At 53.2% G+C, this 16775-nt stretch carries 13 protein-coding genes and 1 pseudogene; 1 reads left to right on the top strand and 13 read right to left on the bottom strand.

Going from position 1 to position 16775, the window contains the following annotated elements:
- Nucleotides 1-3: 3 nt before the first annotated feature.
- A pseudogene (locus tag ACCAA_RS16305) lies at nt 4-1176 on the bottom strand (UDP-glucose dehydrogenase family protein); the annotation flags it as partial.
- 173 nt (nt 1177-1349) lie between these two features.
- On the opposite strand from ACCAA_RS16305, the gene ACCAA_RS16300 reads away from it, so the two are divergent.
- The gene (locus ACCAA_RS16300; protein WP_186408313.1) at nt 1350-2360 is read left to right on the top strand and encodes an Rpn family recombination-promoting nuclease/putative transposase; all 1011 of its coding nucleotides are present in this window, start codon (nt 1350-1352) and stop codon (nt 2358-2360) included.
- 177 nt (nt 2361-2537) lie between these two features.
- Here the strand turns inward: ACCAA_RS16300 and ACCAA_RS16295 are convergent, their stop codons facing one another.
- From ACCAA_RS16295 to ACCAA_RS16240, 12 genes are all read right to left on the bottom strand, one after another.
- Complete coding sequence (locus ACCAA_RS16295) at nt 2538-3713, bottom strand: ATP-binding protein (protein ID WP_186408312.1); 1176 nt, start codon at nt 3711-3713, stop codon at nt 2538-2540.
- 513 nt (nt 3714-4226) lie between these two features.
- Nucleotides 4227-5279 (bottom strand): GSU2403 family nucleotidyltransferase fold protein, encoded by a 1053-nt coding sequence (locus tag ACCAA_RS16290; protein ID WP_245754617.1) that lies wholly within the window; start codon nt 5277-5279, stop codon nt 4227-4229.
- 649 nt (nt 5280-5928) lie between these two features.
- Nucleotides 5929-6480, bottom strand: a complete 552-nt coding sequence (locus tag ACCAA_RS16285; RefSeq protein ID WP_186408311.1) for a YdcF family protein — start codon at nt 6478-6480, stop codon at nt 5929-5931.
- A gap of 5 nt (nt 6481-6485) precedes the next feature.
- A complete protein-coding gene (locus ACCAA_RS16280) occupies nt 6486-7448 on the bottom strand; it encodes a glycosyltransferase family 4 protein (RefSeq protein ID WP_245754623.1) in 963 nt (320 codons plus the stop codon).
- Nucleotides 7449-7689: 241 nt separating this feature from the next.
- Nucleotides 7690-8814 (bottom strand): non-hydrolyzing UDP-N-acetylglucosamine 2-epimerase, encoded by a 1125-nt coding sequence (gene wecB / locus ACCAA_RS16275; protein ID WP_186408309.1) that lies wholly within the window; start codon nt 8812-8814, stop codon nt 7690-7692.
- Nucleotides 8807-9817 carry a polysaccharide biosynthesis protein gene (locus ACCAA_RS16270; protein ID WP_186408308.1) on the bottom strand — a complete coding sequence of 337 codons (1011 nt, stop codon included), beginning with the start codon at nt 9815-9817 and terminating at the stop codon, nt 8807-8809. Before ACCAA_RS16270 ends, wecB begins: the two co-directional genes overlap by 8 nt.
- 11 nt (nt 9818-9828) lie before the next feature.
- Entirely contained in the window at nt 9829-10683 is an 855-nt protein-coding gene (locus ACCAA_RS16265) for a dTDP-4-dehydrorhamnose reductase family protein (RefSeq protein WP_186408307.1), read from the bottom strand.
- 41 nt (nt 10684-10724) lie between these two features.
- Nucleotides 10725-11867, bottom strand: a complete 1143-nt coding sequence (locus ACCAA_RS16260) for a glycosyltransferase family 4 protein (protein ID WP_186408306.1) — start codon at nt 11865-11867, stop codon at nt 10725-10727.
- 65 nt (nt 11868-11932) lie between these two features.
- Nucleotides 11933-13006, bottom strand: a complete 1074-nt coding sequence (locus tag ACCAA_RS16255) for a glycosyltransferase family protein (RefSeq protein ID WP_186408305.1) — start codon at nt 13004-13006, stop codon at nt 11933-11935.
- 33 nt (nt 13007-13039) lie between these two features.
- Nucleotides 13040-14260 carry a lipopolysaccharide biosynthesis protein gene (locus ACCAA_RS16250; protein ID WP_186408304.1) on the bottom strand — a complete coding sequence of 407 codons (1221 nt, stop codon included), beginning with the start codon at nt 14258-14260 and terminating at the stop codon, nt 13040-13042.
- Nucleotides 14261-14277: 17 nt separating this feature from the next.
- On the bottom strand, nt 14278-15525 hold the full coding sequence (locus tag ACCAA_RS16245) for a glycosyltransferase (protein WP_186408303.1): 1248 nt from the start codon (nt 15523-15525) through the stop codon (nt 14278-14280).
- Between the two features lie 9 nt (nt 15526-15534).
- Nucleotides 15535-16775, bottom strand: a 1241-nt coding sequence (locus ACCAA_RS16240; protein WP_186408302.1) for an O-antigen polymerase, incomplete at its 5' end; no start/stop codon positions are given.

Here is a 16775-nt window from a genome sequence, read left to right as displayed (position 1 = left end):
TTTTCAGCTTGGAATTCGGTGACAGTCCTGCCCCGCCCTCTCCCGAGGCCCCTCCCCTCGCCCGATGGCGTAATACTCGAGCCCGAGGCCGCGGACCAGGGCGGGGTCGAAGAGGTTGCGGCCGTCGAAGATCAGCGGCTGCTTGAGCAGTGCCCGCATTTGCTCGAAGTCCGGGCTCTTCAACTCGCGCCACTCGGTAACGATGAGCAGCGCATCGGCATCGCGCAGCGCGTCCGCCTGGTGGCTGGCGATGCTCAGCCCCGGTAGGTCGCCGAACACCCGCCGCGCTTCGTCCATCGCCAGCGGATCGTAAGTCCGGATCGCCGCGCCGCGGCGCAGCAGCCCGTGCACGATCACCTGGCTCGGCGCTTCGCGCAGGTCGTCGGTGTCCGGCTTGAAGGCTAGGCCTCAGAGGGCGAAGCGGCGTCCCTGTAAATCGTCGCCAAAGCGGGCGACGACCTGGTCGACCCGCACCCGCTTCTGGGTATCGTTCGCCGCCTTGACCGCAGTCAGCACCCGCAGGTCGACGCCGAAGTCGTGGCCCGTGCGGACTAGCGCCTTGACATCCTTGGGAAAACACGATCCCCCGTAGCCGGTGCCGGCGTAGAGAAAGTGCATGCCGATGCGCGGATCGCTACCGATACCGTGGCGCACCCGTTCGATGTCGGCGCCGACGCGCTCGGCCAGCCGCGCCCGTTCGTTCATGAAACGGATGCGCGTCGCCAGCATGGCCTTGGCCGCGTACCTGGTGAGTTCGGCGCTGCGCGTATCCATCCGCAGCCGCTTGTCGCGGTTACGCGAAAACGGCGCGTAGATCGCCCGCATCGACAACCTGGCGCGTTCGTCGTCGGCCCCGATGATGATGCGATCGGGACGCATGAAGTCCTCGACCGCGGCGCCTTCCTTGAGGAACTCCGGGTTGCTGACGACGGCGACGTCCACGCGGACACCGCGTTCCGCCAGCACTTCCTGGACCGCCGCGCGCACCCGGTCGGCGGTGCCGGCCGGCACCGTGCTCGTGTCGACGATCCCCTGGTAGTCGCTCATGTGCTGGCCGATGCTGCGCGCCGCGGTCAGCACGTACTGGAGATCGGCCGAACCGTCCTCGTCGGGCGGCGTGCCGACGCCGATGAACTGTAGCGTTCCGTGATGCACCGCGGCGACGATTCTTGAAGTCACTTCATTCGGTGGCGAATAACAGCGTATCCCCCTGGCGCAACGCGTGAGCCAGGTTGCGAGGGCTGGTGGACAGTTGAGTGCACCGGCCCCGAATTTCCTCTCGTTTCCGAGTAGCGACGTCAGTCCTGACAGTGGTAGGATGAAGTCCAACGGGTTGGTGGAGGGCGAACATGACGACGTTGAATAGCCCGCACGACCGCTTTTTCAAGGCAGTGTTCGGGCGAGCCGAGGTGGCGGCGGAATTTCTGGAGCGCTATCTGCCGGCGGCCGCGGTGCAGGCGCTGGACTGGAAGACGTTGCGCGCGGCCAAGGACTCGTTTCTCGACCCGGAACTGGTGCTGCATCCGGCGGACCTGCTCTACGCCGTCGACCTCCACGGTGGCGGGACGAGCTATGTGCACGTGCTGTTCGAACACAAGAGCTATGTCGAGTCGCGCATCGGACTGGACCTGCTGCGTTACCGGGTGCGGATCTGGGAACAATGGCTCAACGCCGGGAATGCTGGCCGCCTGCCGGTGATCGTGCCGGTCGTGGTCTATCACGGCACGGCGACCTGGGGCGTGAGCCAGCAGTTCGCCGATGAGGTCGTAGACGCTCCCGGGCTGCGTGCCTACGTGCCGGCGTGTTTGTATCACCTGATCGACCTGAGCGGCTACCGCGACGACGAACTGCAGGGTGCAGTCATGCTGCACACGGCGCTGCTGACCCTGAAGTACATTTTCCGGGACGAGTTGCGCGACCGGCTGCCGGAAATTCTGGGACTGCTGCGGGACCTGGCGCAGAGTTCGAATGGCTTGGACTATGTGCGCACGCTGCTGCGGTACCTGGCGCAGGCGGCGAGTATCGACCGGTTGACCGGTGACGAATTGCGCCAGGCAGTGACGCAGACTTTGAGTGGTGGAGGTGAACTGATGCTGACGATTGCAGAGCAATGGGAACAGCAGGCGATGGAAAAAGGGATAGAGAAGGGGATGGAGAAGGGGATCGCGAAAGGGATCGAAAAAGGGATCGAGAAAGGCGAGGCACGCCTGCTGACGCAGTTGTTGACCTGGCGCTTCGGCCCCCCGCCGGCCTGGGTCGAGACCAAACTGGCGCACGCCGAACCGGCGCTCATGGAGGCATGGGCGAAACGCGTGCTCGACGCACAGACCCTGGACGCCGTGTTCGTCGAACGAGGCTGAAAGCCCCCTGCCGCGGCGGGAATCCAGATTCATCCATCTGATCCAGATGTTAAAAGACCGATCTGGATAAACGAACTGGATTCCCGCCTACGCGGGAATGACGGTAATTCAGCAGGTGAGCAGCAGAACAAATTTACCGTGGGAAGCATGCGACCATGAGTTGACGATTCTGTCCCTTTATGTTGATAGCAAGTCGACATCATTGGTCAGTTCTCGCCAGCCCATCACCCTCAAGCCGCTTCGTACATAAGCCTGATCCCCGCCGTAAACCAGCCACGGAGGAGCGGCCGCGTCGCCGGCAAAGTGCGCCGACCTTTGTCCGGCGCGAATGTAGTCAGTCGTAGCAGTCTGGCCCGACTTGATTTCAATCGTTTGCAGGCGCTGGCCCTGCTCAAAAACCAGGTCAGCCTCCAGGCCGTTATTGTCCCGCCAGAAATAGAGATCGGCCGGCAACCCGGCATTGAAGCGCGCCTTGAGAAACTCGCCGACCACCAGCGTCTCGAACAAGGCACCGCGCGAGGGGTGCAGCGCTAGCACGTCGGCCGAACGAATGCCCAATAACCAGGCTGCTAACCCCACATCCGTGAAGTACAACTTGGGCGTCTTGACCAGTCGCTTACCGAAGTTCCGGTGATATGGCGGCAAGAGAAACACCAGATAACTCGATTCGAGTACCGACAGCCACGCACGTGCGGTGGTCTGGGAAATTCCCGCTTCACCCGCCAGGGCACTGAGATTGAGCAACTGACCCGTACGTCCTGCGCACAGGCGCAAGAAACGCTGAAACGTCGACAGATCCTGCACGTTCAGCACCTGCCGCACATCGCGCTCTACATAGGTGGCCACGTAGCTGGCGAACCAGTCCGCCGGATCGATTGTGTAAGCGTGCAGAGCAGGATAGCCGCCCCTCACCAATAGGGCATCGAGCGAAGTCACCGCCTCCTTTGCCGATGGGATCTCCGCAAGAGACAACGGCAAGAGGTGGGTCAACCCTGCTCGTCCCGCCAGGGACTGGGTTATACCGGCAAGCAATCCAAACTGCTGCGATCCGGTCAGAACGAACATCCCGGGTCGCCGCGACCGATCCACGACGCCTTGCAGATGAGAGAACAACTCCGGCCACCGTTGTGCCTCATCAAACACCGCTCCGTCCGGAAACCTGGCCAGAAACCCTCTCGGATCTTCAATGGCGAACGCCCTTTCGATCGGGTCTTCCAGGCTGACGTAAGGCCTATCACCAAAAGCGACCCTGGCCAGCGTTGTTTTCCCCGACTGCCTTGGCCCGGTAATAACGACCACCGGAAAGCAGCCCGAAAGGCGATGCAGCGTCGAGAGGAGATGCCGAGGGAACATCCGGTGAATTATACATACTCACGAAATTTTCGTGCGTATGTATATTATTGACACTCTGCAGGAACATCATTGTCAGTCGCACTGCACGCCACGGCGAAGTCCGCCGGACCCCGGCATTCGGGCGGAGCCGATGAAATCGAGCAGGGCCACGCAGGCGCGAACGAACATTCCAGGATACGTGCACAACCCGTGCACCACTGTAGGAGCCCGATTCATCGGGCGATAAGCCCTTCAAACCGCGACAACGCCGGCCCGAGCCCCTGCGCCATCCAAACGCCCAATCGCCCGATAAATCGGGCTCCTACAAGCGCCCAAGCACACAATACACGCCCCGATTTCGCGCGCAACCGTCAATCGTTAATCCACAGCATTTTGTCATCGAGATCAGGAGCCAGCGACAGGAGAGCAGTCTTGCCTTGCAGGGCCCTTGTCTTCCAACCGTGGCCACGCGCGAGGGCATCGCGCCACGCCTCGTTAAACCTAAAAACCTCTGTTGGCGGGGGAAAATCCCGTTCATGCTTCGACAGGCTCAGCAGGAACGGGATTTTTTGGCTCACCCAACGGGTAAGCTTCCGTTCGCCCTGAGCAGCCCGCGTAGCGGGCGTGTCGAAGGGCTCTCGTGTCATCAACAAAGGTTTCTAGGTTAAAGCTCTCCACCGGCCCCCGCGTAGCAAAAAAAGATGCCAGACAGGCGGCCTGGTGCAGATCTTTGCTCGCTTTTGTGCGCTCCCTGAGCGGACGCTCCCCGTACACGATCAGCTTGTGAACGGCGTAGCGGGCCGGGTCCGGCAGCTTGACTGTGCACGCACCGTCCCGTGCCAGAACACACCCCTGGGTAGAATTCTGCAAAGCAAACTCCATGAACTTGAGCGGTTGCAGCGCCAAACCGAGCTCGGTGAGCACAAGCAGCGGCTCATCCTTGCGATGCGCGCAACTGACAAAGTCGAGGCGCAATTCCGGATCACTCGGATTCCGGTACTGCGCGCCCGCACCAGCGAAGAACTGTCGAATCGGTAGCAAACCCATTTCGAGGGACGTCAAGGCATCGTGGACACTCAACTGCAACTTGGCCGGCAAGGCAATTGACACGTTCCTGCCGGCATGAGCGAAATCAACATCCTGAGTACGTTGGCTATCGGCCCAACGCACACCCAGGACATTGCCAATGGCAATGAAGGCATGCGTGCCGATCAACAGGCCTCCCGCGCGAAAGAAACCATAATCAGCCAGACGCTTGATCATGCGAAAGTGCTTCGATGCCACGACTTCGCAGCCCAAGGCAACTGCCGCGCCGGTCAAGGGGCGCAAGGGCTGGCTACCTTTCCGGGTCGCAAAGCGATCGACCAAAATACGCACCCGCGCACTATCTGGGCCGACATAGGCCATTCGCCCCTTGCCATGCAGATCACGGTAGCCGAAATACCAGTACTGGCGCCCCTTTATCGAGCGCTTGTGGAAGCTGCCCGGGAAGCCTGATAGAGCGAGGCGCAGTTCGCCCGCGTGCGCCTGTTCGCTCAATTCTGCGAACGCTGTTTGTGCCGACAAAGACAAATCCGTGAATCGCATTCCCGGCTCCTTCAGCGGTTACTATACATATCTCCAGAAAGTATAGTAATTCGGGAAGCGGCGACTTCAGCATCGCGTCGTCAGAACATTTCTCACCGGAATGGGATCTCGAACTTGCCCGCAACCCCCTGTAGGAGCCCGATTCATCGGGCGATAAGCCCTCCAAACCGCGAAAACACCTTGGCCATTCCCCACCCGGCACCGGCATCCAAACGCCTATCGCCCGATAAATCGGGCTCCTGCAGATTGCTGTGGTTTGCGCCCCTGGTACCAACGCCCAACCGAAAATACTCCAAGCCCGCCGGCCGAGGCGCCTGACGGCCTTGATCATCGTTCCGGCCGCGCCACGCTCGCGGCACTGCTCCGGCGAAGTGGCGAGAGCACGCGCGCCCTCGGGTGGAACGACGCTGGAAGCGCCGCACCCCAGCCTCGCCGGCGACCTCGGCATTGCGTACCGCGGATAGACCACTCCGGACTGGCGTGCGGCGCTCCTCGGTAGGTGGCCGGAACGATGATCAAGGCCCGCCTGACGATCGTCTGCGCCTCGGCTGCGTCTTCCAACCGCCTGCATCTCTATGCTTCCTCTTTCACGAACCGCCAGCGCACAGGAAGCGCGGAGAAACGATCCCAACGATCCGGATCAGCGTTTTCAGTAATGCCAAACGTAGTACGCCAGTTTCAGCACCTCGTTGCCCACAAACAGGCGCGACTCGCGGTTGGCCCACCAACACCAGGCGGACCACCAAGCCGGCTGGGTCGCAACCAGTGAATAACTCAGAGAGGTGCCAGCAAACACGCGCGACCAAATATAGGCCAGCCGCAGCAGATGCGGCGGATCGCTCACCACCGCGACGCGCGTAACGCCGTGCTCACTCATCCAGGCTCGAGTCCGTATTGCCTCATCCCAGGAACTGTGCGACAACACGTCGGTAAACACCGCCATCCGATCAGCCCCAGCGGCCTCTTTGGCCGCCCTGATCTGCGACGCCAGCGGATGGATCAGCAAGAGGTCAGTGCCCTTGCCCGACTGGATCATCTGCAAGCCGGTGGCAAACCGCTCCGGACCGCCGCCACCGAGTACTACTACCAATTGAATCGATCCTGCCGAGCCTGTGTGAAGCGAGAGAATTGTTCCGAGGGAGAAGAAGAACAGCAGAAAGCCCGCGAGGCTCCACCAAAAGAGGCGCAGTCGCGAGGCCATACCAGCTACGGTCTTGCCGACAAAGCCGAAACAATCTGCGAAACCGCAGTTCTTGCCGAATAGCGAGAATCGGACAGAGTTTTCGCCCTCTCGCACATTGCTGCTCGCCCAGCGACGTTGTCGCAAAGCCCAAGCGCCAGCGCCTGCAGCTCATCAAGCGAATCACCAATGCAGGCGGTACCCACGTTTTCCTTACGGATCAGATCAGCCAGATCGTTACCAGCATTGATTCGTGCCAGAACCGGCAGCCCCGCCTGCATATAAGTCAGGAACTTGCCCGGAACGTTATGCGTTTTGTGGCGTGGATCGAGTACCACCAGCCCGATATGGCATTGCGCAAGCAAACCCGGCACCTCGCACGGCTCGACCTCGTCGTGAAAAAGCACATTGCTTAGTCCACGCTCCGCGGCAAGTGCGCACAGGCGAGCTACGTCGCTGCCACGACCAACGAACAGGAAACCGATATCCGTTCGATCAATCAGGCGCTCTGCCAGGTCGAGCACCACATCCATCCCCTGCGCCAGGCCCATATTTCCAGCATAGACAAAAATCTTCCGCCCGGCCAGGCTGCTTTCGGAAATCGCAAGCCGGCAACCGGTATTCGGCGCTGGTGCCAGCCAGTTTTGCAGGACTTCGAGGCGTCGCCCTGGCTTTTTCGACCAAGGCGTCATGTAAGGCAGACCCGAGGGCGACTGCACACCAATGGTGTCAGCCACGGCATATTGATACTGCTCAACCAGCTTGAAGAACCGATAGACCGGCCCCTTGCTAAGCAGACCCATATCCACTGCCCATTCAGGAAAAATGTCGCGCAAGATCAGATAGCCGTCGCAATGCGACGAACGCTTGAGCGACGCCGCCAGCGGTCCGAGGAAAATCGTCGGCGAATACCATATGACGCCATCCCACTTAACGTCACACAGCGGGCTCGTCCTCAAACCACGCCGCATCATGAACGACAGCAGCATCTCGCCCAAGGTGCGCCTGACGTAGCCCGTATCCTTGGTGCGCAGTGCGGCGAGGCGTAGCACCTGCACCCCATCGAGCGACTCAAGCGACCACGCGCTTGCCAGATCCTGAGACGGCACCATGACCGTTACGCCATGCCCGTGGCGCACAAACTCCTGCGCCAAGTCCCTGAGTTGCACGGCACCCGAGGTTCGTATGGGCGGATACGCGTCTGAAAGGAGAGCTATACGCACTGAAACCTCACTTTGACCAGACCGTACGATTCACATAGTCCACATAGCTGAGCACAACTCTGACTATCTGCCTGGAAACATTGGGATTCAAGTATTCAGCAACAGGAAGTACTGATCTATTCCCCGGAACATATTGCTCAGCAATAACGCGAACTGCATCCAATACCTGAGCCCTCTTCAAACCACACATGATCAAGGTGCCAACGTCCATGCCCTCAGGTCGCTCATGAGCATTGCGAATCATCACAGCCGGTAAATTCAGGATTGAAGCCTCTTCCGTAATGGTTCCGCTATCCGAAAGAACGCAGAAAGCGTTCATCTGCAAAAAAATGTAATCATGAAAGCCAAAGGGCTTACTAAACTCAACCTTGTTGCTCAAGCCAGAGAGCCCAATTTCCTCAAGACGTCTTCTAGTGCGTGGGTGAGTCGAAAAAATAACTGGGAACCCATGTTTATCCACCAGACCATTCAAGGCATCCAGCAAGTCGCTGAGAGCTTCCGGCGAATCGACATTCTCCTCCCTGTGTGCACTAACCAGAAAGTACTTATTTGTGACCAACCCAAGGCGTGAAAGAATATCCGACTGAAGAATGCGGGGCATATAAAAACCCAACACCTCATCCATATGCGAGCCCGTCTTAATAATCGTCTCGGGTCGGATACCTTCATCAAGAAGATAGCGCCGCGCATGCTCAGTAAGCACCATATTAATGTCGGAGAGATGATCCAGAACCTTGCGGTTTAGCTCTTCAGGAACTCGCTGATCAAAGCACCGGTTGCCTGCCTCCATATGAAATACTGGAATTTTCCTGCGCTTAGCGGAGAGAACAGCCAAGCAGGAATTTGTATCCCCGTAGAGCAGAACTGCATCTGGTCGTTCCTTTTCAAACAGTTCATCGCTCTTTGAAATAACTTGCGCAATTGTTTGAATAGCATTTGCGCCAGCGGCTTCCAAGAAGTAATCAGGCCTACGAATACCTAAATCTTCAAAGAAAACCTGATTCAACTCGTAGTCGTAGTTTTGTCCCGTATGAACAAGCAAATGTTGAGTATGCCGATCCATCTCGGCTATAACGCGGCTCATCTTGATCAACTCTGGCCGTGTTCCAACGATGGTCATTACCTTAAGCATGCAGCTGCTCCTGGATATAGTCCAGCTCAAGCAACAGTTTTTTAACACCATCCAAATCGAGGCACTCGGCATTGTGTGAAGTGTAGTCATCGAATTCCGAGATCTTTGTCTCACCCTCCACAAAATACTTGTTGTAGTTCAGATCCCGGTTGTCAGCCGGGATACGGTAATACCGACCCCTATCCTCAGCTTTAGCCATTTCCTCGCGGGAAACCAGCGACTCATAGAGCTTCTCACCATGTCGGGTTCCAATAATCTTGACCTCAGTCTTCTTGCCAAACAGTTCGTTTAGGGCATTAGCGAGCACCTCCACTGTCGAGGCGGGGGCCTTCTGAATGAAGATGTCGCCCTGCTGTGCGTGCTCAAATGCGTGCAACACCAGGTCGACCGAATCCTCGAGGGACATCAGAAAACGCGTCATCGACGGGTCTGTAACCGTCAATGGTGTGCCTGCTTTGATTTGGGAAATGAACAGCGGAATCACCGAGCCACGAGAAGCCATCACGTTCCCGTAGCGCGTCGCACATAGCACCGTCTCGCCTGCATCGCGCATACGGGACTTGGCAACCATCAATTTCTCCATCATCGCCTTGGAAATCCCCATTGCATTGATTGGATAAACCGCTTTGTCCGTACTCAATACAACCACCCGTTTTACGCCATTTGCAACCGCCGCATTCATTGTATTTTCGGCGCCAAGAACGTTGGTACGAACGGCCTCCATCGGATAGAACTCGCAAGAAGGGACCTGCTTCAAGGCAGCAGCATGGAAGATGTAATCCACGCCCTTCATCGCCTCGGATATGGAATCATAGTTTCGAACATCCCCAATGTAAAACTTGAGCTTCGGATTGCTGTAGGCGATCCGCATGTCCTCCTGTTTCTTTTCATCGCGGCTAAAGATACGAATTTCTCTAACAGTAGTCTCGAGGAAACGATTGAGAACAGCACTCCCGAAAGAGCCTGTACCACCAGTAATCATCAATACTTTTCCAGCAAACATAGCAATCTCCGTTACTTAAATTCACACATCTCTTGCACTAATTTTGACCACGCCGGTGCCACATACCCGGTTGCCTCACGGAAACGATCTGCACACAACGAGCGATCGATTACCAGGCAATCGTCCGGAATGATTTCATTGGACCTGCCGTAGATATCTGCAACCAAACGGAGCAGCGCATGCTTGTCGATAGGTTGCGATGCAACGTGATAAAGCCCATGAAGATGCGGATTTGGCAACACAAAGTCGCGAATCACCCGGGCCAGCTCATTCGTTGGAAGACCGGAGAAAACGGCCTTCGTAAATCCCTTTACTGAGTCCTGCTGTGCGAGAAACCAGCACAGTAAGCTCCTAGCACCGTCGAGTTCATGGCCAATGATTGAGGTGCGCAGCGTGATTGCATGCTGGTAGTCGACCTCCCCCAAAAGCTTGGTTCGCCCATAAAGATCATAGGCATCGGGGAAGTCAGTCTCCAAATATCCGCCTGCAGCGCCGGAAAAGACACAGTCCGTGCTGATGTGAACCAACCGAGCCGATGCCAATTTGCAAAGTGCCGCCAACCTGTGAGGTAACAAAGAGTTGATCGGCACAGCTTGTAATGGATCGTTCGCGTCCGAAAGCTGTTTAACAAGGCCGACGCAATTAATTACAACGTCCGGCGTAATCTTTGCAAACAAGTTGACAAGCGAGTCGTGATTCTCGACATCCACGCCGGTCACCATTTGTTTCTGAAGCTCATTTGAGAAATACCTCGCACTGTGGCTGGTGCGCGCCGAACCAAAGACCGCAAGCAAAGGGTCTAGGGAAAGTCGACGAAACATGGTGTTTCCCAACATGCCGCTAACACCCAGAATCAACACCTTCATAAACTTCTCCTGAATTCCACTACGTTTAATATGGCCTGCCGTTAATCACGGGTTGCCACGTCACGTAAGTATGCAAAAGTCATCTCCGCGCAACGTTCCCAAGAGTATTCTTGCGCATACGCGAATGCCTTTTTTGCGTTCGCTGCCCGAACATCGGGCGAGTCAATTAACGCCTTGATCGCTGACGAAATTTCATCCGGGTTTTCTGGGTCAAAATAGACCCCCGCATCGCGCAGGACCTCCGACATCGGGCCCCGGTTCGAGCATGCAATTGGCAATCCGGAGGCCATCGCTTCAATCAGAATATTCGGCATATTTTCGCAGCTTGATGCGAATACATTCACATCGCACTGCCTGTATAACAATGACAATTCTTCATGTGCGACCGGGCCGCGATATCGAATAAATGTACCAGTGGGGTCCACCTGGGCAATCGCCTCCGTAAGCCGAACTAAAGAGCGCGGGAGCGAAGAACCAACCAAGTCAAGAACAACCGGATATCCAAGGCTGCGAAGTTTGGCAACCGCGGCAGTAACGTGCCATTGGTGTTTATAAACATCGATGACCGACACATAAAGCAGACGGAATGGATCGTCGTTTGAATAACGTAAAATCGGCAACGCGTCTTTTGGCGAGGCCAAAAAGCGATTGTGGATACCAAGCGGGATGACAGCAATGCTGCGAAGATCTTCCCCTACGACATTAGTGACGGCGCGTTTGGCATAGTTTGTCAAAAAAATGACTCCGCCGGCTTCCCTGAACGTCTTGCCTTGAACAAATCGCAGCAACGTCATTTTTAGCGCCATCCACGACAAACCATAGCGCCTAAGCTCTCGCCATTCGAAAGGTAGCAGGTTCTGGCTCATCGCCACTATTGGGGAAAAGCCCGCAGAGTGGACGCCGCCAGGAACCAACAGAACACCACAGTCCTCATCTTTCAGTGCGGATAACAACCTAAAGCGCTGCCACAGCATTCGTAAGGCGAGCCCTTTATCCAAATCAGGAACATGAACTTTTCGAAGCCAGTCTTCACGAGCCTCAATCCTGTCAAGTGTCTTTTTTCCGGCAAACACTACCACTTTCTGAATTCCTGATTTTATTGGATCAGCAATTCGAAGTAGCTCGACTAAATGAGTGACTCCCCCTCCTACCCTTATATTGGAAGCATCGATACCTACAATCACTGGGCCGACTCCATTGACTAATTGTGAAGTTTACAACCGGCTTCACTCCCGAAGCCGCAGAATACTTAGGATATGGATATATTTTTGAAAAAAGTTAACCGCCTTCTCTCTTTGTTCATCGAGCCAATCCTGATGACTACATCATTATTATCAATCGATCGATTTTTCCATTTCCAGACAAAATCTCGAATCAAATCGACGGACTCTATAACTCCATTTTCTTGATTGCGTAGTTGCAAATAGTACGAGCAATTCTCTAAATCAATATCATGATAGGCGCCAATTACAGGAATACCATACGCCAGATATTCACGCGTTTTGAGTGGAGTTATTTCGTCAATTTCTATCCTATGGAGCGCCAGACTCCCAAATCCCGCATCCATTTTCTTATAAATATCGTCAAGTTGAGACCACGTTAAAAAACCATGTGCTTTGACATTTACCGGAACATCCTGGACGTCTTGTCCAACAATGTGGAAGTCCATTTCTGGCAGCACAGCAGCAACATTCAGCAATTTATCAACCCCGTGCCATGTTTGCCCCTTTGATCCGACGAAGATCAGTTGAGGTCTTAAGTTGAAGGGCGGCGGACGACTCGATACCGAACTCGTATCGAAACCATTACCAATTACACAAACCGGCTTGCCATATTGATTGTAAAAATCTCCCAATTCTCTGCCGACGCAGACAAATCCATTAACAATTCCAATCAGCCAGGTCCGAGTAGTTAAGTGATAACGTGCCTTAAGCCAGCCGTTCTGGTGCACCTCAAACACATCATTTGAGTTGATTTCAACTACAACAGAACGTGCAACTTTCAAAAGGCTTAGAATCCCGGGGGTCCAGGATGACTGGCGGTAATAGATAACATCAGGCAAAAATTCCAGTACAGCTTTTTTTGCCGAGCGGAGTGCCAGAGCCTTAAATATTTTTCCAATCCCGAAACGAGCGCGTCGATGCGAGATTACTGTGATTCCATCACCAGAGATCAACGGGTTCTTCTCAATAGTTCTCGGTGAGACAATCACAAGACGGGCATCCACACCTAAGGATTTCCATGAATCAAATTGGGCCCTAATTTTTCTAACTACACCACTGTTGGAATAAACGTCCCATTCGGCAAGATATAATACTTTCATCTGATTGGCTGACCCCACTTATGAAATTTTCGCTTAATATTTTTGTTCTAGACTAAGCTTTACAGAATGCACTCCGATCGCCAACAAGATCGAAGAAGAAACAAATGCATAGAAACGCAACGCATTGTTTACTTCCGAAAAATAGCTACAGCCAAACCAAATTGAGGCGATCGCCATCAAGTTGTAGATGCTGCCCCAGGCGAAAAACTCGCGATGCTTGCGCTTTGCATGAAACACAAAAACCAAGGGGGCAACTATAAGATTTACAGCCACAAGTACGATTAAGGCAGTTAACGTTTGATCGAGGCCAATCCACTTAGAACCGAAAAGAAGTGTTGTCAGTGGTGCAGCTGTTAGAAAAGTCGCTAAAACCCCGACGAAAGCCACCGAACTTAGTAGAAGCAGGTGACGGCGCATCAGCGGCCGAATACCGCTTGTGCCAATGCTCTCTACAAGGTAACGGAAATGCACCTGCGAAAAGGCTTGTGTAACTACTGATGCAGGGGTTTGCAAGAGTTGATTTGCAATGTGATAGAACCCTGCGGCGCTACCGCCGTAGGTGTTCTGTATGAATGAAACCACTAGCATTGGTCTCATCCCATCTAACAATGCCTGCGGGGCATTAAAAATGGCAAAACTAGAATAGCGCTTTGCAACGACTCTTATTGCACGCAGAGTGTCACCACCCACTGAAGTAAAGAGTAGCCGTTTTCGCAATCGCAAGAGTAGAAGCAAGCTCGCCATGAGGTAGCCAAGTACGTTCCCGTACATTAATCCAAATCTATTGTTTCCTTCCCAATACAGCAGAAGAGCAGAGCCAGACCCGACGCCGACCTGAACGATCTTGACTAAGCCGTTGATACGGTACTGACCAAAGCGCAGCGATAGGGCATTAAGAATATTGTGGACGCCCAAAAACAGAGTGCTTGCTGCCAGCAGGATGGAGAACTGGCCGACATCGACAATGTTGCTTATTCGGGGAAGCAGAACAAAGGCCAGCCCGAAGACAACCAGCGAAAGCATGCTGGCGATCGCTAGACATAAAGCTGCGATACAGCTTGCCAATGAGTCACTCTTTGGCAGTTGTATCGCCAGCTCGTAGCGTAATGTGGCGACCATGCTGGAAAAGAGGAGGCTTGCAGCGAAAAGACCATATTCCCCATACCGCTCGGGACCGTAAAAACGTGTCAGGAGTGGAATCGCCGCTATTTGTAGAAGCTGCGCAAAAACATTACCTCCAAGCAAGGGCAGCAATCTGGCTCTTAGGCCCATCACATCGCGCTCAGCAAATTGTCGCAGAAGCTGCGGTAAGTCGTATCAGCGCTGTACTTGTCTTTCCACACAGCCAGTGCGCGCGCTGAAAGCGCCCGCAACTGAACCGGATCGGTCGCGATTTCGTGAATCCGAGCCGCGACCTGATCAGCCGTTATGGCTCCAGTCAATAGATAGCCGCAGGACGGATCAAGTATTTCGCCAACGCCACCTACGTTTGTTGCCAACACAGGTACCGAGAAACTCATCGCCTCCATGAATGAAACGGGGATTCCTTCTGACTCACTAAGGTTTATAAATAGATCAACTGGTGTTTGCTCATAAAACTGCTTTACAACCGCGTTCAATTGACCGCCCCGTAAATCAATAGCAAGATTTTGAAGATCAATTTCACTAACTTGCCGCTTAAGATCTTCAAACAGCAAGCCATCGCCAAAGTGAGTCCACTTAACGCGGGTCAGTGGAGCTAGGCGTGAAAATGACTGCACGCTTTCAAGAATTAATTGGACTCGTTTTACGGGGATAACATTCGATACAGAAACGATATGAAAGACATTTGATTCCTTTTGTATATGTTCGTGAAAATCACCGCGCGTGGTGCCGAGCCGCGAGATTTCATAATTTGCTAAGCCTGGGTAACGACTCTCCAGATAATCTACCGCATGTTTAGAGATCGAATGGACGGTATCTATGCGCCGAAGAAGCAATGCTCTTAGCGGCAAATACGAATCCGGATTTATTTCTTCGTAGACATCGAATCTATGGACGCGGCAAACAATTTTTTTAACTGATATTTGTTCTCGGATAAAAAACATGGTCAATGCGTTTCTGTCCATCCAGTAAGAATAGAGATAAATATCCGCGTCCTTCGGTAATTTTTGGATAACCTTACTTACTACGAAATCTTTATAAACACCAGCCAATCCAACATAGGACGCCAACGTTCGTAGTCGATACAAAATATCGCAACCGGCCATGGTTTCATGGATATTCCTCCAAAAAATCATCGATAGGGCGGCCCTGGAAATAATGGTTGCAGCCTTTTTCCAACTCCGAATCTCAGGGAGTGGTGTAATCGCAACGTTGCGCGGAACCTCTCGGCATGAATCTGCCGAGAATTGCGGTAATAAACAAATGTGGTCAAAGCATTCTGCCAAGAACGGTATTTCATTCTCGATAAATGCTTCTTGCCGGCCGTATGGATATAAGCCGGTGAAAAACAAGAGAATCTTTTCTCGTTTTGCCATTTTATACAACTATCTTTTCTTGGTAACTAAAAACACCCGTTTCTTGCGTGACGGGAAAATTATTATCGAATAATAAAATAAAAACACGTATATGATCGAGAAAAAATTTGTATAAAATCCTGTTCTGAATATCAGGTACATGGACGAAGTTACGACCAGAAAGAACAAATAGCCAGGAAGTCGAAGAATTAGCGTGGATCTATTTATTGTCAGAAATATAGCAGAAATTATTAACGGGCTTGCTATTCCAAATTTTACGCCGCCGTAGTAGATAGCTTCAGCCATTACACTGCCGGCCAAGCCAAAACCAGCATCCGCCCATTGGTTAACCAGTACGTGGTATGGGGTTAGCACAGCCTCGCTGAATAGTGGGGCAACGATAAACTGCGGCAGCATTTTCGACATGGCGAGTAGCAAATAGGTTAATAGATCGCCGTGCGATGAAAAAGTATCGTAGGTAATCTGAGCGGTTAAACGGGTGAAAAAAAATTCACCCAACAATATGACAATAGGGTCAGCCGTTTCGTCTACCGCCATAAACCGCCGGATAAATGCAGATAGAAATAGTGCCGCAACAAATATGAGTACCATACCGATGGTTCGCTTGAATTTATTCATATTAAGTGCTAGGTAATTTAACCCAATAATTGTGACCGCGGCAAAGGAATACCCCCGTCCTCCTTGCAATGCATCTAAGATGCAGAATATCAAGATTGGAAGTTGGTAATTTATATTTCGGTGATGTAGATAAAGGAAGGTTGAACTAATTATGGAAAACGAAAAAACCACAGGGAGTCTATATGCGTTTAGTATTTCTGTTGAATAGTACTCATAAGAAATACCTCGATCGCCGGAAATTGAATACAGGTCTGGGCCATGCCTTATAAGAATTACCATGGACACGATAATTGTAATTACCTGAATAATTCGTGAGACGGAAACGGAAAAAGCAGGGAATATTAGTTTCTGGTTGAAGGCGATGTGACGTTCTTTAGATAAAATATATCCAAGAAAGAAAATGGAAACGCTCCAAGCGGCTAGCTGATCAATTACCTGAAACGAATTCGCACTCAACGCCAGTGAATTGTCCAGGGAGGTGACAAATGGAATAAATGCTGGTACAAGAAGGTAAAAATAGGAGAAGATTAGGGGGTATAAACAAAAATTGAAGACGGCGACAGCACCATGCATAGATAGACGACGCACGATATAAAGTGGGACAGTAATGGCAATAACAAGTAGATATAGTT

Origin of the sequence: Candidatus Accumulibacter aalborgensis, from assembly GCF_900089955.1 — a bacterium.
GTDB lineage: Bacteria > Pseudomonadota > Gammaproteobacteria > Burkholderiales > Rhodocyclaceae > Accumulibacter > Accumulibacter aalborgensis.
The sequence above is the reverse complement of the archived record's forward strand: the minus strand, read 5'-3'. Positions and strand labels throughout refer to the sequence as shown.

Coding starts and splice junctions, on each gene's coding strand:
- ACCAA_RS16255 (WP_186408305.1), bottom strand. CDS start 13,006: ATGAAAGTATTATATCTTGCCGAATGGGACGTTTATTCCAACAGTGGT.
- ACCAA_RS16285 (WP_186408311.1), bottom strand. CDS start 6,480: ATGGCCTCGCGACTGCGCCTCTTTTGGTGGAGCCTCGCGGGCTTTCTG.
- ACCAA_RS16270 (WP_186408308.1), bottom strand. CDS start 9,817: ATGTTTGCTGGAAAAGTATTGATGATTACTGGTGGTACAGGCTCTTTC.
- ACCAA_RS16295 (WP_186408312.1), bottom strand. CDS start 3,713: ATGTTCCCTCGGCATCTCCTCTCGACGCTGCATCGCCTTTCGGGCTGC.
- ACCAA_RS16280 (WP_245754623.1), bottom strand. CDS start 7,448: ATGCTGCTGTCGTTCATGATGCGGCGTGGTTTGAGGACGAGCCCGCTG.
- ACCAA_RS16290 (WP_245754617.1), bottom strand. CDS start 5,279: ATGCGATTCACGGATTTGTCTTTGTCGGCACAAACAGCGTTCGCAGAA.
- ACCAA_RS16245 (WP_186408303.1), bottom strand. CDS start 15,525: ATGGCAAAACGAGAAAAGATTCTCTTGTTTTTCACCGGCTTATATCCA.
- ACCAA_RS16300 (WP_186408313.1), top strand. CDS start 1,350: ATGACGACGTTGAATAGCCCGCACGACCGCTTTTTCAAGGCAGTGTTC.
- ACCAA_RS16265 (WP_186408307.1), bottom strand. CDS start 10,683: ATGAAGGTGTTGATTCTGGGTGTTAGCGGCATGTTGGGAAACACCATG.
- wecB (WP_186408309.1), bottom strand. CDS start 8,814: ATGCTTAAGGTAATGACCATCGTTGGAACACGGCCAGAGTTGATCAAG.